Origin of the sequence: Klebsiella sp. A52, assembly GCF_018388785.1 — a bacterium.
Lineage (GTDB): Bacteria > Pseudomonadota > Gammaproteobacteria > Enterobacterales > Enterobacteriaceae > Klebsiella > Klebsiella aerogenes.
This window is the reverse complement of record NZ_CP074437.1, coordinates 3,618,493-3,634,324: the sequence shown is the minus strand read 5'-3', so window position 1 is coordinate 3,634,324 and position 15,832 is coordinate 3,618,493. Positions and strand designations below refer to the sequence as shown.

Below are 15,832 nucleotides of genomic sequence, written 5' to 3'. Positions count from 1 at the left end.
ACGTGCCAGGGTATCGTTTCGACGACCTCCCGGCTAGATTCAATCCACCGCACTGAGATTCTTATAGAACCTTTCGTTTCGTTTAGACATTTTTATTTACATAATTGATACAAATTTGCAGCATAAGTAACATTTCGCGAATCATTTATTGGCGAGTGATGGAAACAAAAAACCCGCCGGCCGGCGGGTTCAGTCGTGATAAGCGGGAATTCAGCGCTTACGCGGCATCATGCGCAGCAGCGTATTATCTTTCCATAAATAGTGATGCAGCAGAGCCGCCAGCGCGTGCAGGCCAATGACGAAATAGCCGATATTTGCCAGTACGCCGTGCAGTTCCTTCAGGGTGTTGACCAAAGCGAAGTTGCTTTGCGCCGCAAAGGGCATCGTCAGGCCGAAAGCAAACCACGGGTTACCGCGGTAATACATCATTACCATGCCAATCGCCGGTAGCGCGATAAACAGCAGATATATCACCAGATGGCCAAGATGGGCGAAACCGGTCATCATCGGCGAGGGTTTAGGAACAATCGGCGGCGCCGGAGACTTCAGGCGCACCAGCAGGCGTGCGATCATCAGGACAAAAATGGAAATACCGCAGGAGACGTGGATCATGTTTATCACCGGACGGTCGCTGCGCGGAAAGAAGCCGCGCAGTTCCATCGCCGCGTAGGCGACGACAACCAGTAAAAAGACCAGCCAGTGTATTCCTATCTGCAGGCCAGAATATTTATCGCGCATGAACAAACCTTAATGGAAGTGTGATGTTGTTAACATAACCGCCTTCCCTTAAATTTTCATTAACCTTTACCGAGGATTAAACAACAGCGTTGGCGCGAATTGAAGATCATAGGGCTCTTTTGCAAAGAGCCCTGGGCAATGTTACTGCTCGGTGAGCTGCAGTTCTGCAATGACCGGCAGATGGTCGCTGGCCGCTGACCAGTTAAATTCCGCCGAGTTATGCGGAATCTCCAGCTTCTTCACATCCCACTTTTGTCCTTTGAAGGTGAAAATGTGGTCGATATCAATAGCCGGGTTAACAGCAGGCCAGCTACGCGTATCCGTCCCCTGCTTCGACACTTCGTTAAAGAAATAACCGATCTCTTTCACCGGCTGTTCTTCACGGGTTGAATTAAAATCGCCGGCCAGGATCTTAATTGAGGAGGCGATATCTTTAAAATCAGACGCCGCATCGCCAATACTCAAATCGAGCAGATAGCGAGCCTGCTCTGTACGCATGGTGGGGTCTTTTTGCCAGTCAAGATGAGTCACCATGATAATCGGCGCGGAATCAAAGCCAGGTACGTCGACCTGCGCCAGCAGCGCCACACGCTGTTCCGCATTGCCTGATGGCAGCTTCACCACCTGAGAATGCAGGATTTTGTATTTTGACAGCAGCCCCAGTCCGTATTCGCCACCGTCGAAATCCAACGCTTTACCAAAGGCATAATGCATATTGTTAGCATCGGCAATCGTCTTAAGCTGATCGATTTTCTGGCTGCGCTGAGTTTTGTTATCGACTTCCGGGACGGCAATAATATCGGCGTTAATTTTTTTAATCGCTGAATTAAGTGCCGTAAAATCGGCCACATTATCAGAAGCTTCATTCTTGCCGATATTATAGGTTGCTATGCGCAATTTCGGCTGATGTTGGGTATAGACTTTATCTGGCACCCCGCCTTTTTGTACTGCAAGTATTTCATTACCCGCAAGTTTCTCAGCCGCCAGAACGTTAGCCGACAGACACGCCAGCGCCACCATCGTCAGTGCAATGCTCTTTTTCATTGGTATGTTATTCCCCTATTTAAGTATTCTTATATTAGGGTACCGAGTGAAGACATTGATTATCGTGATGTATGGCGCAAACTTATAACGCAGAGTGAATTAAGTATCCCGAAATATTTTAGGTTATCCACAAAACGGGTCAGTATCAGATCGCATAGTTTGTGGATAACTCGCCTCAGACCGCGTCAGCTCTACCCTCTCGCCATATGTTCATTATTCAACCACATACGCGTACATGCAGGATGGACGCCTGCCTAAATACCGTAACGACATGTAGGTAATGTTTACCATTTAACGCCGCATGATGAAGCAGGCAGGGTTATACTTCCTTCGCACCATCTCGCTCCACGTGACAGTGACCGAAGACGCTTAAGGTAGATAACTTAGCCATTGAAACACCGCAGGTGAATAGCTAAGTCAATGAAAGGAAGAGATATATCCTTCCCCACTCTATCTGAAGATAGTTTTAATGTATCAACTTCACCACCAGGAGAGTACCCATGAGTAAACTTGGTATTAATGGATTTGGTCGTATTGGACGCTTAGTACTTCGTCGTCTGTTGGAAGTAAATAGCCCGCTAGAGGTCGTGGCCATCAACGATCTCACCTCGCCGAAAGTCTTAGCCTATCTGCTTAAACATGACTCTAACTACGGCCCTTTCCCATGGAGCGTTGATTTTACAGAAGATGCGCTAATCGTTGATGGTAAGAAAATTACCGTTTATGCGGAAAAAGAGGCCCAGCATATTCCGTGGAAAGCCGCGGGCGCAGAGGTGATTGTTGAATGTACCGGCTTCTATACGTCGGCTGAAAAATCGCAGGCGCACCTGACCGCCGGCGCGAAGAAAGTGCTGATTTCCGCCCCTGCCGGCGAGATGAAAACCATCGTTTATCACGTCAATGACGACACCATGAGCCCGGATGACACCATTATTTCGGTTGCATCCTGCACCACCAACTGTCTGGCGCCAATGGCTAAAGTGCTGAACGATGCTTTCGGCATTACCGTGGGCACCATGACCACTATTCACGCTTATACCGGTACGCAATCGCTGGTCGACGGCCCCCGTGGCAAAGACCTGCGCGCCTCGCGAGCGGCGGCGGAGAACGTTATTCCCCACACCACCGGCGCGGCAAAAGCCATCGGTCTGGTGATCCCGGAGCTCAGCGGGAAACTGAAAGGTCACGCCCAGCGCGTGCCGACTAAAACCGGCTCAGTCACTGAGCTTGTGTCCGTGCTGGAGAAGAAAGTCACCGCGGAAGAGGTTAATCAGGCCATGAAAAATGCGGCGGCGAACAACGAGTCTTTTGGCTACACCGAAGAAGAAATTGTCTCCTCCGACATTATCGGCAGCCATTTCGGCTCAATCTATGATGCGACCCAGCTGGAGATCGTAGAGGCCGGCGGCGTACAGCTAGTGAAAACCGTGGCCTGGTACGATAACGAGTACGGTTTTGTCACCCAGCTTGTCCGCGTGCTGGATAAATTCGCGAAGTAATCCCAGAATCTGCGGATAGCTGCGGCTATCCGCCTTTCTCCCTACCCCAGCGTTCTGGCGTTCAGCGCCTGGCTCAATAGCGTATCTGCACGCAAGCATTGCCACGCCGCGCTAACATCGCGTGGGAAATCGACATGGGCAATAAAATCTTTACCGTTGGGGCCATAACCCTGCGGGTTATCCAGCAAACGCGGCAGCTCGCCAAGCAGCAGTTCCAGATAACGCCCCACCGGCCACAATCCACTATCATCTCCGCTGAATCTCAGGCCAGTAGCGCTATTTTCGAGCCGCGGCGAACAACCTGGGTAGCTCCACCACTGCGGCGGCGCCGGAGCATCCTGCCAGACGCGGGCAAACGTCGCCATCGTCCGACGCTGCATCGTCGGATCCTGAATCACCACGCCAGAGGTATGATCCAGCCCACGCTCTTCCAGTAACCGGCGGGTAAACCACGCGTTTTCGCCGCAGTTGGTTGAACGGTCTTCCACCACAATGCGATCGCGCGGTATTTGCCAGAAACGTTCGGCGATATCCGCCAGGATATGCGATTCCGGACGCCCCTCTACCTGCAGCGCCTGATAGTGCGGATGCTTTCGTACAGCGTTATATAAAAAGGTCGTCGAATGACCAATGCCGCCGCTTATCAGCAACGGGACCTGCGCCTGCGCCGCCAGGTGACAGGCGGCATCAATCGTCGGGATCACCGCATTGCCGGCCAGCACGACAATTTTCGGCTGTGGCTCCTGCGGTAAATCATCCTGCGCCAACCAGGCGCCAATCTGATTGGCCGCCGCTAACGTCTCGAGCGAAAGCGCCGGGAAATGCTCTGTCATACCCTTTCCTTCTATTGTCCTGGTCCATCAATGAAGTACCGGGCGACATCATAAACCGCGCTAAGGCGAAAAGGAAAATCCGGCAGCCACGCTTAAGCTGCCGGGTATCATCAGGCGTTGACATTATCCAAAGCCAGTTGCCCTTCGCGCTTCTGTTTCACTTTCCAGAAGCACCATAGCGCGATAAACCACAGCGGCGAGGCCATCAGCGCCAGCAGCGTATCCGGGTCGAAAATCATAATGAAGATCGAGAAGGCGAAAAACAGCAGGCTCAGCCAGCACATCACCACTCCCGCCGGCATTTTGAATTTCGACTGCGCGTGCAGGTCCGGGCGTTTATGACGATACACCAGATATGCCACGAGGATCATACCCCAGCTGAAAACCACCATGATCGCCGCCAGCGTCGACACAATGGTAAATAACGTCATCACGTTTGGCACCAGGAACAGCAGTAACGTGCCGCTTAGCATGCAGAAGCAGGAGAACAGCAGGCTACGTACCGGAATACGGGTATTACGCGACAGAATACGGAACTGCCAGTGCGCATGTTTTTCTACCGACAGGCCGTAGAGCATGCGGGTACTGGAGTAAACGCCGCTGTTCGCCGATGACATGGCCGACGTTAGGGCGACAAAGTTAATTACCGCGGCGGCGGCAGGCAGCCCGGCCTTGGCGAACAGGGTCACGAACGGACTGGCATCCGGCGAGACGCCAGGCCATGAAGCCACGGCAATAATGACCACCATCGACAGCAGATAGAAAATAATGATGCGCAGCGGCAGCGCGTTAATCGCCTTCGGCAAGATGCGCTCAGGATCGCGTGTTTCCGCCGTCATGGTGCCGAGCAGCTCAATACCGGTGAAGGAGAAAATCGCTATCTGGAAACCGGCGAAGAAACCGGTCACGCCGTGGGGCATAAAGGCCGTCGGGTCGGTAATATGGCCTAAAGAAGCCTTCACGCCATCCGGCGAAGTCCAGCCAATAGCAATCATCCACGCGCCGGTCAAAATCAGCGCGATGATGGTGATAACTTTAATCAGCGCAAACCAGAACTCGGCCTCGCCGAACATCTTTACCGACAACAGATTAAACAAGAACAGGATGCCAAGCGTACTCAGCGCGGGCATCCACGCCGACATCTCCGGGAACCAGTACTGCATATAGCTGCCGCAAACCACCACGTCGGCGATACAGGTCACCACCCAGCTAAGCCAGTAGGTCCAGCCCAGATAGAAGCTGGCCTGCGGGCCGAGATAATCGCCGACGAAATCCGCAAACGAACGATAATCCAGGCGGGTCAGCAACAGCTCCCCCATCGCCCGCATCACCATATAGGTAAAGAAACCTACCAGTAGATAAATAAGCAGAATGGACGTTCCGGCGACGGCGATGTTTCTGCCCGCCCCCATAAACAGTCCGGTGCCGATAGCGCCGCCCAGCGCAATCATCTGAATGTGCCGGGCGCCAAGGCCGCGTTTGAGCTGCGACGGGCACTCCCCGTCGGCGGCAGGATGAACCTGCCCCTCACGTTGATGTTCAGTCATGTTGATTCCTTCAAGCAGGCATGGAAAGGCTTGGCGCGGTAGCGGTCAGCAGCAGCCCGGCGCGTTGACCGGCGGCGACGCCCGCATTCGGAAACAGGATGTAGGGGGCGTCGGCATTGACCACCCAGGTTTTCTGCGCTTGACGGGCGATTTCATAGCCTGCCGGCAGCGCGGTAAAGTTTTCAATTTTCGGGTCGAGATTAAGGGTGAAACCGTTCTCGCTCTTGATGATGCTCTGCTGCACCACAAAGTATTCGACCGGCGCTTTGCTGCGCGGCGGCATGATGCCATCGGCGATCAGCGCGCCGATGGCCAGTTCGGTGGCGGCAAACAAGCGCAGATCATTTTCACCGAATGGCATCACCTTCCCCAGTTCCAGCGTGGCGCTTTGCGCGCCGAACTTCTCGCTGGTGAAGTGGGTAAAGGTGCCGCCCGGTTCGGTATGGCGCACGATGGCGTCCATACCGCTGGCCTGTAACAGCTGATAAAAATCCGCGCCGTAGTCGCCATCATGAGCGGGCAGCAGCGCAAACTGCCGATATTTCGACCCGCGAATGGCGGTATGCAGATCGAGATGCGTGCGCGGCACCTTGCCGTGGACATCGGCGCTACGGAAGAAGGCCTGTACGGCCATCTCCAGTTCAAAAGTGCGCCGCGATTCGTTACCGGGCATCGCCGCCAGATGGCGACCGCCAAACAGCCGGTTGAGATCGTTATGCAGATAGCGACGGCCGGCGCGAATGGCGGGCAGATTGCCGAACACCACCAGTAGCGCGTGGGTCAGCGGCTGTTCGCCATGGCTTAACCCCTGCAGGATCTGCAGCAACATTTCAATCGGCGCGGTTTCGTTACCGTGCACCCCGGCGGAAAGCACCGTCGCCTGTCGCCAGGGCGTTTTTGGCAGCAGTTGCAGAATGCCATCGCCTAACCAACTGGCTTCGATAGTCGGCGGAAAGGTCCATGTCTGCAGTTTACAATGCAGTAAATCGTTGACGTTTTGTTCCATTCCCGGCCCCTTATCGCTGGAAGTCATAAATCGCGCCCAGATGTAAAATCTGCGTCAGCTCGTCCAGCGCCTGATAAACCTCGCGCAGTAGCTGCGGGTCGGCGAGATCGCTGGCATGCAGGCGGTCGCGATAATGCTTTTCAACCCACGCGGTCAGCTGCCGGTAGCGTTCGTCATTCATCAGACTGTGAGCGTTGACCGCCGCGCGCTCGGCATCGTTAAGCACCACCCGCAGACGTAAACAGGCCGGGCCGCCGCCGTTGCGCATGCTTTCACGTAGATCGAATGCCGCCACTTCATCGATAGGCGATGCGCTATCGGCGGCGAGAGCGGAGAGATAACGCCAGACGTTTTCACGCTGACGACACTCTTCCGGCACCACGATCAGCATTTTGCCATCGGTTTTGCTCAGTAACTGGCTGTTGAACAGATAAGAGGCCACCGCGTCATCGAGGCTAACCTGCTCGTCCGGCACTTCAACGCTGGTAAATGGAATATTCAGACTGGCGTTTCTCTCCTTCAGCGTCGCCAGCACCTCCTGCTGTTGCAGGAAGGCGTGTTGATGATGGAACAGTACGTGACGGTTGCTGACGGCGATAACATCATTGTGGAATACGCCATGGTCGATAGCCTGCGGATTTTGCTGAGCGAATACGGTGTACTGCGGGTCGAGCTGATGCAGACGCGCCACCGCTTCGCTGGCCTCCAGCGTCTGGCGTGCGGGGTATTTTGCTGGCGTAACACCGCCGCTGGCGCGCTTACCGTAAACAAAAAACTGCACGCCCTGGCGGTCATAATCCCCGCAGAAACGGTTATGGTTAGCGGCCCCTTCATCACCTAAATCGCCATGCTGCGGCAGTGCCGCGTGATGCGCAAAGTAGCGCTCATCGGCGAAGGTCGCCCTGAGGATGGCCGAGGTGATCGGCGCTTCCTGCATGCGGTGCAGCTTATTGTTGAGGTTCGCCACCGTAAAATGCACTTTTCTATCAGCGCTATCGGCCGACGGCGACACGGTGGCGGCGTTGGCGGTCCACATCGAGGAAGCGGAGCTAAAAGCCGATAATAACTGCGGGGCCTCTTTGGCCGCACGCTGGATCACCTGCTCATCGCTGCCCTGAAAACCAATGCTGCGCAGCATCGTCATATTTGGCCGCGGCTGCGGCGGCAGAATGCCCTGTACAAAGCCACGATCGGCCAGGGTCTTCATCTTATAAAGTCCCTGCAGCGCCGCCTTCTTCGGGTTAGATAAACCGTCACGGTTGTTTTGTGACGCTTCGTTGCCTACCGACAACCCGGCGTAGTGGTGCGTTGGCCCCACCAGGCCGTCAAAATTCGCTTCAAATCCAGACATAGTGTCCTCACAAAAACGGTTATCAGAATGGCAGACCTGGCGACGTCGTCGCCGGAAGCGTCAGCGTTTCGCTGACCAGAGAAGCCATCGGCCAGGCGCAATAATCGGCGGCATACCACGCCGAGGCGCGATGGTTGCCGGAGGCGCCGACACCGCCGAATGGCGCTTTGCTGGAGGCCCCGGTGAGCGGTTTGTTCCAGTTAACGATCCCGGCGCGCGCTTCGTCGGCCAGCTTGTCGAACAGCGCCGGGTCGGCGGAAATAAGCCCGACCGCCAGACCGTAGCGGGTGTTATTGGCAATCGCGATCGCCTCATCGAACCGGTCGTATCGAATCACGGTAAGCAGCGGGCCGAAGTACTCTTCATCCGGTACCGTAATCCCGGTAACGTCGATAATCCCCGGCGTTAACACGGTAGAGTGAGGGTCCGGCTGGCTCATGCGCAGCAGCACTTTGCCGCCCAGCGCTTCCAGCTTCGCCTGCGCCGCCAGCATGCCCTGCGCCGCGCTTTGCGAAATCACCCCGCCCATAAACGGCTGCGGTTCGGCGTCCCATTTACCGGCGCGGATCTGCCGGCTGGCATCAATCAGTTGTTCGACTAGCGCATCGCCCTGTTCGCCGCGCGGTACCAGTAAACGACGCGCGCAGGTGCAGCGCTGCCCGGCGGAGATAAAGGCCGATTGAATAATCACGTTCAGCGCCGCAACGCTATCGGTAACGTCGGCCACGATCAGCGAGTTATTGCCGCCCATTTCAAGCGCCAACATTTTCTCCGGCTGACCGCCGAGGTAACGGTGGAAGTGGAAGCCAGCGGCGGCGCTACCGGTAAACAGCACGCCGTCGATATCGCGATTTTCCAGCAGCGCCTGGCCGGTATCTTTCGCCCCCTGCACCAGGTTTAGCACCCCATCCGGGATCCCAGCCTGCTGCCATAGCTGAACGGTGAGTTCCGCGGTCGCCGGCGTCAATTCGCTCGGTTTAAATACCACGGTGTTACCGGCGATCAGCGCCGGGATAATATGGCCGTTCGGCAGATGCCCCGGGAAGTTGTAAGGGCCAAACACCGCCATCACGCCGTGCGGCTTATGGCGCAGCAGCGCTTTGCCATCCGGCATAGCGGACTCGCGATAACCGGTGCGTTCGGCGTAGGCATCAATGGAAATCCCGGCTTTGCCGATCATCGCCTGTACTTCAGTGCGGGTTTCCCACAGCGGCTTGCTGGTTTCACGGGAAATTAACGTCGCCAGCGCCTCTTTATTCTCTTCCAGCAGCGCCGCGAAACGCTGAACAACGGCAATGCGTTCGCTTAATGGACGATGCGACCAGCCATAAAACGCCTCGCGCGCGGCGGCGCAGGCGGCCTGCACGTCGGCCGCGCCCGCACTTTGCGCCTGCCATAAAACGGACTGGTCTTCCGGCGCCAGCTTAGTTAACGGCGCGCCTGCGCCCTGCTGCCACTTACCTGCTATAAACTGTGCGTTTACCGCCATGATCTGTTTTCCTCTGGATTGAGTGTCACCGCGTGAACCCGGTCGGTGGCATTGACCTGCAGGGCGTCCAGCGCCTGCTGATCGAGCGCTCCCGGCGTCTCTTGCGCGATGAGCACCGCGCGGAAATTATCAAACTGTCCGTTGGCGACGATGGTTGGCGTCGCCTGCGGCGTCATGAGTTGCAGCGCCGGCAGCGAATAGCTCTCTCTGATAGCGCGAATATTATCGGTTTCAGCTTCCAGTACCGGGCCGGCATCGAAGATGTCGACGGACCCGCGCCAGCTAAACCCTTCTTTTTCGAGAATAGCCCGCGCCGGCGCGGTGTTAGCATGAACCTGGCCTATCACCTCGCGGGCATCATCCGGCAGCAGCGAGATGTAAATCGGGTAAGCCGGCATCAGTTCGGCGATAAAGGTTTTCATCCCTGTACCGGTGAGGCGATCGGCATCGGCGAAAGGAATGTCGAAAAAGTGGTGCCCCAACGCATCCCAGAACGGCGAATTACCCTGCTCGTCGCTGCGCCCGCGCAGCTCGGCAAACAGATGAGGCGAAAACCACTCGCGGAACGCGGCAATAAAGACAAACCGCGCTTTGGAGAGCAGCAGGCCGTTGCGGTTCTTCTGGTACTCCGGGTCCAGAAACAGGGTACAGAGTTCGCTATGGCCGGTATGGTCGTAGCTTAAATTGAGCAATTCCTGATGCTTGTATACCCCAAGCTCTTTAGATGCCCGTACCGTCTTTTGAATACGAAAATTGTAGAACGGTTCGTCGAGCCCCACTGCGACCTCAATGGCGCTGACGCCGACAACCCGGCTCAGTTCGGTATCTTCCAGAACAAACAGAAACCCCTGTTCGCCGCGCGTCAGCTTGCCGGCAAAGGTTTCTACGCTGCGTTTGATCCGTGCGGCGAGGCGCACGGCATCATTGGGCAGCGATGTCATTCCCACGCCCGCCCGGGAGGCCAGGCGGACAATATCATCAAGGTCGTTTTCCCGTACGGGACGAAATAACATCATAGGCCGTCTCCCGGATTAGCTGGTTAAGCGGGCGACGGCGCGCTCAAGGCGCACGAAGGCTTCATCAATATCCGCCAGGGGAATATTGAGCGCCGGGGCGAAACGCAGTACGTCCGGCCCGGCTATCAGCGCGATCAGCCCCTCTTCCGCCGCCAGATTGGTCAGCGCTTTGGCTTTGCCGCGCAGATGGCTAGCCAGTTCGGCGCCAATCAGCAGCCCCATCCCACGCACGGCGCTAAAGACATCATATTTGGCGTTCAGCGCATTGAGTTTATCGACGATAAGGGTATGGCGTTCGCCCACGCCCGCCAGCAGCGCGCTATCCATTTGCGCCAGCACGCTATTAGCGACGGTCGCCGCCAGCGGGTTGCCGCCGAAAGTCGTGCCGTGAGTACCGGGCTGGAACACCTGCGCCCAGGCCTCTTTCGCCAGCATCGCGCCAATTGGGAAGCCGCCGCCCAGCCCTTTCGCGCTGGTGAGAATATCCGGAACCACGTTGTAATGCTGGTAAGCATACAGTTGGCCGGTACGCCCGGCGCCGGTCTGCACTTCATCAAAAATCAGCGTTGCTTCATGCTCATCGCACAGCTCGCGCAGCGCCTGCAGGAATTGCGGATCCGCCGGCATGACGCCGCCTTCGCCGATAATCGGTTCGACGATGACCGCGCAGGTGCGGGAAGAGAACGCCGCTTTCACCGCGTCGATGTCGTTATACGGCAGATGGGTGATGTCCTGCGGTAATGGCGCATAGTCGCTGGAATACTTCGGCTGTCCTCCCACGGTGACGGTAAACAGAGTGCGCCCATGGAAAGAGTTCTTGAAGGCGATGATTTCGCTCTTGTCGGCGCCGAATTTGTCGTGCGCATACTTGCGCGCCAGCTTCAGCGCGGCTTCGTTGGCTTCAGCGCCGGAGTTACAGAAGAAAATTTTATCGGCGAAGGTCGACTCCACCAGGGTTTTCGCCAGCTGCAGCACCGGTTCGTTGGTATAGCCGTTGCCGATGTGCCACAGCTTATCCAGCTGCGCTTTCAGCGCGTTAGCCAGCGCCGGATTCGCATGACCCAGCGCGTTAACCGCAATGCCGCCAGCCACGTCAATGTACTCTTTGCCCCGCTGGTCCCAGACGCGGGAGCCCGCTGCTTTCACCGGGATAAACGGCGCGGGAGCGAAACACGGAACCATATAAGCATCAAAATCTTCGCGAGTGATACTGCCTGACATAACAATTCTCCGGAACGAGGATCGGCGGCATAAATTGGCCAATCGTGAATAGTCGAATTTAACAATTCCCTTTAGCCGTTTTCAGGGCGCAAACGTCCCGCTGCGATGACAAATATTTTCACCACAACTGAAATAAGCCATTTTATTTGTATGGGTATATGTTAATTCACGGTTAATACCTTGTGTATTGCGTGAGCTAATGCTGGGCCCTGACGCGCAACAAAGTCAATACAACCACGAATCATTTTATTCACTTTTAGAGGATCATCAAGATAATGAAAAATATGAAAAAATTATTTCAGTATTCACTTATTTGCATAAAATATGCATATTGATGCATGACATACAGGCGCCAGAGTGTGCTTATTTATTCAAATGCAACCCCAAAAAACTAACAAAAATGTAAAATTCGGAATAGCCGTCAAATACTGGTTTATAAAATTGGTGATAACATTCATCACACAGATTTTACTGCTGTACCTATTCCACGGTTTTACACGACACAAATAACATTGAGATACAGGACTCTTATGGAAAAGTTATCTTACGCATCTGAAAGTAGTACATCTCCATGGACCACTTACCTGCGCCAGATCGACCGCGTCGCGCCGTATCTGGGCGACCTCGCCTACTGGGTGGAAACCCTGCGCCACCCGAAACGCGCGCTAATCGTTGATATTCCAGTGCAGATGGATGATGGCACCATCCGCCATTTCGAAGGCTATCGCGTACAGCACAATCTATCGCGTGGACCGGGTAAAGGTGGTGTTCGCTACCATCCGGATGTCGATCTTAACGAGGTAATGGCGCTTTCTGCCTGGATGACCATCAAGTGCGCCGCGGTCAATATTCCTTACGGCGGGGCCAAAGGCGGCATCCGCGTCGACCCGTTCTCACTGTCAGAAGGCGAGCTGGAACGTCTGACCCGTCGCTATACCAGCGAAATCGGCATTATCATTGGACCACAGAAAGATATTCCGGCGCCGGACGTAGGTACCAACGGTAAAGTGATGGCGTGGATGATGGACACCTACTCCATGAACCACGGCACCACTATCACCGGCGTGGTTACCGGTAAGCCGATTCATCTCGGCGGTTCGCTGGGGCGTGAAAAAGCTACCGGCCGCGGCGTCTTCGTCACCGGTCGTGAAGTGGCTCGTCGTAACGGTATCGAAATCGAAGGCGCGAAAGTCGCGCTGCAAGGTTTTGGTAACGTCGGCAGCGAAGCCGCTCGTCTATTCGCCGACGTTGGCGCGCGTATTGTCGTGATCCAGGACCACACCGCGACTCTGTTCAACGAAGGCGGCATCGACATGCAGGCGCTGACCGCATGGCAGGCCGAGAACAAGAAGATCGCCGGCTTCCCGGGCGCGCGTGAAATCGCTAAAGAAGATTTCTGGACCACCGAGATGGATATCCTGATCCCGGCGGCGCTGGAAGGCCAAATCACCCGTGAACGCGCGGAAAAAATCAGCTGTAAGCTGATCCTCGAAGGCGCCAACGGCCCGACCTATCCGGACGCCGACGACGTGCTCGCCGACCGCGGAGTGATCGTGGTTCCGGACGTTATCTGTAACGCCGGCGGCGTGACCGTCAGCTACTTCGAATGGGTTCAGGATATGGCGAGCTTCTTCTGGAGTGAAGAAGAGATCAACGCCAAGATGGACCGCATCATGACCGATGCTATCGTTCATGTCTGCGATAAAGCCGCCGAGAAAGCCTGTTCTCTGCGTACCGCGGCCTATATCGTCGCCTGTGAGCGCATCCTGCTGGCGCGTAAAGATCGCGGCATCTACCCGGGCTAATGTCCTGGTAATCCAGATGTTCAACCCGGGCTCGCCCGGGTTTTTTATTTTTTTCTCCACGTGTCAGCCGGCCTTTTCCACAAAAAACGCACATTGCGTTAACCTATTTTTATCTTCGTGACTTGAAATCGGTAAATCGCCGCGCCTAAAATCATTAGAGCTCTAATGAATTTGCAGGCGGAACATGGATAACCGACAGCTTAACTTTTCCCATCTCTTATACTTAACCGCGCATCACTGGCGGCTGGCAGTTAACCGGCGGTTGAAAAATCTTGGCATGAGCCAGGCGTCATGGGTGGCGGTCTCAGCCATTGCCCGCAACGAGCAGCCCCTCTCGCAAAGCGAACTGGCGCAGGAACTCGGTGTTGAAAGCGCCACCATCGTCCCGCTCATTAACCGCCTGGTCGAACTTGAACTGGTGGAGCGCGTTAAGCCTGACAGCGATAAACGTAAGCGTCTGCTGGTCGCCACTGAAAAAGGGATGGCGCTTTTCCATCAGGTGAAAGCGGTCGCCGACGACCTGCGCGAGGAGATCCTCACCGCCATCACTGCGGAAGAGCGTGAGCAAACCCACCGGGTACTGGAAAAGCTGCTGCACGAGGTGGAAAAGAAATAATGCCTCGTCGCGATGCTAATCCCTATGTGCCCCACGACTGGGCGCCGCATGAAAAACCGGCGATGCTCGGCTCGCCCTCGACGCCGATTCACAGTACGCCGAAACGCGTCGCTTACGGCATCGTCGGGCTGCTGGTGTGTCTGACCGGCGCGCTGGGTAATGCCGTCGTTACCGCCAATCTGCAGCTGCTGCAGGGCACTTTTGCCGCCTGGTCGACGGAAATTGCGTGGCTGCCGGCGGTCTACGTGATGACTAACGTTTCTATCAACCTGCTGCTGGTGAAATTTCGCCAGCAGTTTGGCCTGCGCGCCTTTACCGAAGGCTTCCTGGTACTGTATGTACTGGTCACTTTCTTCCACCTGTTCGTCAACGACCTCAGCTCGGCAATGATGGTGCGCGCGGCGCACGGCATGGTGGCCGCGGCGCTGAGTTCTCTGGGGATTTACTATCAGGTGCAGGCCTGGCCGGCGCGCCACCGTCTGAAGGCGTTGACCATTGGGATCACCGGATCGTCGCTGGCAATCCCGCTGGCGCGTCTGTTCTCGACCGAACTGCTGCAGATTGACGAATGGCGCGGGCTCTACTTCTTTGAGCTCGGGCTGGCGCTGGTGTCGCTGGCCTGCGTCATCGCGCTGAAACTGCCGCCAAGCGACCGCAAAAAGGTGTTTGAGAAGAAGGATTTTATTACCTTCTTCCTGCTGGCTCCCGGCATGGCTTTGGTCTGCGCGGTGCTGTCGCTGGGCCGTCTGGACTGGTGGTTTGAGGCGCCGTGGCTTGGCTGGTCGCTGGCGGGGGCGGTGGTGCTGATCGTTTCGGCTATCGCCTTTGAACATAATCGAACGAATCCGCTGCTTAACACCAAATGGCTTTCCAGCGGCAGTATCATTCGTCTGGGGCTGATTATGCTGCTGATTCGTATCGTACTGGCGGAACAGAATACCGGGGTCATCGGCTGGCTGCAGTACGTCGGCTTGCAAAACGAGCAGATGACTAACCTGGCGTGGTCGATTTTCGCCGGTATCGTCTGCGGTATCGTCGCCAGTTGTCTGACGCTTAACCCGCAGCGCCTTTACTGGCCCACCGCGACCGCGCTGGCGTTGATCATGATTGCCTCATTGCTTGATAGTCAGTCCACTGCCCTGACCCGTCCGGAACAGTTAATGTTCAGCCAGTTTTTACTTGGTTTCGGCAGCGCCTTCTTCCTCGCGCCGGCCATGCTGGCGGGAATTGGCGGGGTGATTGCCGACCAGCGCAATCTGGTCAGCTTCTCGGTACTGTTTGGCATGAGCCAAAATATCGGTGGCCTACTCGGCTCAGCTATCCTCGGTACCTTTCAGACCTGGCGCGAAAAATTTCATTCCAGCCAGTTGGCCGATCAGATAACCACGCTGAACCCGCTGATCGCCGAGCGACTGCAGCAGTATAGCCAGATGTATCAAAGCCAAATTGGCGACAGCACGCTATTGAACGTGCAGGCTACCACGTTGCTGCAAAACGCCTCGACGCTACAGGCCAATATTCTCGCCTACAATGACACTTATCTCCTGACGGCGGCGATCTCTGCCGCAACGCTGGTGTGGATTTTCTGGCGCTTAATCAGATTGCGAATCACCGCCCGTATCGCGTTAAAACGCGCAACCGGCAACAAATAATAAGATAATTTTTAC

13 protein-coding genes are annotated in these 15,832 nt (G+C 55.8%); 4 read left to right on the top strand and 9 right to left on the bottom strand.

Annotation, left to right across the window (positions count from 1 at the left end):
• Positions 1–210 precede the first annotated feature (210 nt).
• Positions 211–738 (bottom strand): cytochrome b561, encoded by a 528-nt coding sequence (gene cybB, locus KGA69_RS17120; protein ID WP_045393929.1) that lies wholly within the window; start codon positions 736–738, stop codon positions 211–213.
• Between the two features lie 141 nt (positions 739–879).
• Complete coding sequence (locus KGA69_RS17115; RefSeq protein WP_053093107.1) at positions 880–1,782, bottom strand: endonuclease/exonuclease/phosphatase family protein; 903 nt, start codon at positions 1,780–1,782, stop codon at positions 880–882.
• 500 nt (positions 1,783–2,282) lie between these two features.
• Between KGA69_RS17115 and gap the strand changes: the two genes are divergently transcribed.
• A complete protein-coding gene (gene gap, locus KGA69_RS17110; RefSeq protein ID WP_063447833.1) occupies positions 2,283–3,281 on the top strand; it encodes a type I glyceraldehyde-3-phosphate dehydrogenase in 999 nt (332 codons plus the stop codon).
• A 41-nt stretch (positions 3,282–3,322) separates the two neighbouring features.
• Here gap and KGA69_RS17105 read toward each other — a convergent pair whose 3' ends face one another.
• The 7 genes from KGA69_RS17105 to KGA69_RS17075 form a co-directional block, all read right to left on the bottom strand.
• The gene (locus KGA69_RS17105) at positions 3,323–4,114 is read right to left on the bottom strand and encodes a YdcF family protein (protein ID WP_047079077.1); all 792 of its coding nucleotides are present in this window, start codon (positions 4,112–4,114) and stop codon (positions 3,323–3,325) included.
• A 110-nt stretch (positions 4,115–4,224) separates the two neighbouring features.
• Positions 4,225–5,661, bottom strand: a complete 1,437-nt coding sequence (locus tag KGA69_RS17100) for an amino acid permease (protein WP_045393922.1) — start codon at positions 5,659–5,661, stop codon at positions 4,225–4,227.
• Between the two features lie 10 nt (positions 5,662–5,671).
• Positions 5,672–6,667 (bottom strand): succinylglutamate desuccinylase, encoded by a 996-nt coding sequence (astE, locus tag KGA69_RS17095; RefSeq protein ID WP_213292505.1) that lies wholly within the window; start codon positions 6,665–6,667, stop codon positions 5,672–5,674.
• A gap of 10 nt (positions 6,668–6,677) precedes the next feature.
• Entirely contained in the window at positions 6,678–8,018 is a 1,341-nt protein-coding gene (astB, locus tag KGA69_RS17090; protein ID WP_045393918.1) for an N-succinylarginine dihydrolase, read from the bottom strand.
• 22 nt (positions 8,019–8,040) lie between these two features.
• A complete protein-coding gene (astD, locus tag KGA69_RS17085; protein WP_049060835.1) occupies positions 8,041–9,507 on the bottom strand; it encodes a succinylglutamate-semialdehyde dehydrogenase in 1,467 nt (488 codons plus the stop codon).
• Positions 9,498–10,520, bottom strand: a complete 1,023-nt coding sequence (gene astA, locus KGA69_RS17080) for an arginine N-succinyltransferase (RefSeq protein WP_161801935.1) — start codon at positions 10,518–10,520, stop codon at positions 9,498–9,500. The genes astD and astA overlap by 10 nt, the downstream gene beginning before the upstream one ends.
• An 18-nt stretch (positions 10,521–10,538) precedes the next feature.
• On the bottom strand, positions 10,539–11,744 hold the full coding sequence (locus tag KGA69_RS17075) for a bifunctional succinylornithine transaminase/acetylornithine transaminase (protein ID WP_047048848.1): 1,206 nt from the start codon (positions 11,742–11,744) through the stop codon (positions 10,539–10,541).
• 530 nt (positions 11,745–12,274) lie between these two features.
• Here KGA69_RS17075 and KGA69_RS17070 point away from each other — a divergent pair.
• The 3 genes from KGA69_RS17070 (at position 12,275) to KGA69_RS17060 (ending at position 15,817) form a co-directional block, all read left to right on the top strand.
• Positions 12,275–13,549: a Glu/Leu/Phe/Val family dehydrogenase gene (locus tag KGA69_RS17070; protein WP_015366353.1), complete on the top strand. Its 1,275-nt coding sequence runs from the start codon at positions 12,275–12,277 to the stop codon at positions 13,547–13,549.
• 184 nt (positions 13,550–13,733) lie between these two features.
• Entirely contained in the window at positions 13,734–14,165 is a 432-nt protein-coding gene (locus KGA69_RS17065; protein ID WP_049060836.1) for a MarR family winged helix-turn-helix transcriptional regulator, read from the top strand.
• Entirely contained in the window at positions 14,165–15,817 is a 1,653-nt protein-coding gene (locus KGA69_RS17060; protein WP_045393910.1) for an MFS transporter, read from the top strand. The genes KGA69_RS17065 and KGA69_RS17060 overlap by 1 nt, the downstream gene beginning before the upstream one ends.
• Positions 15,818–15,832: the final 15 nt, after the last annotated feature.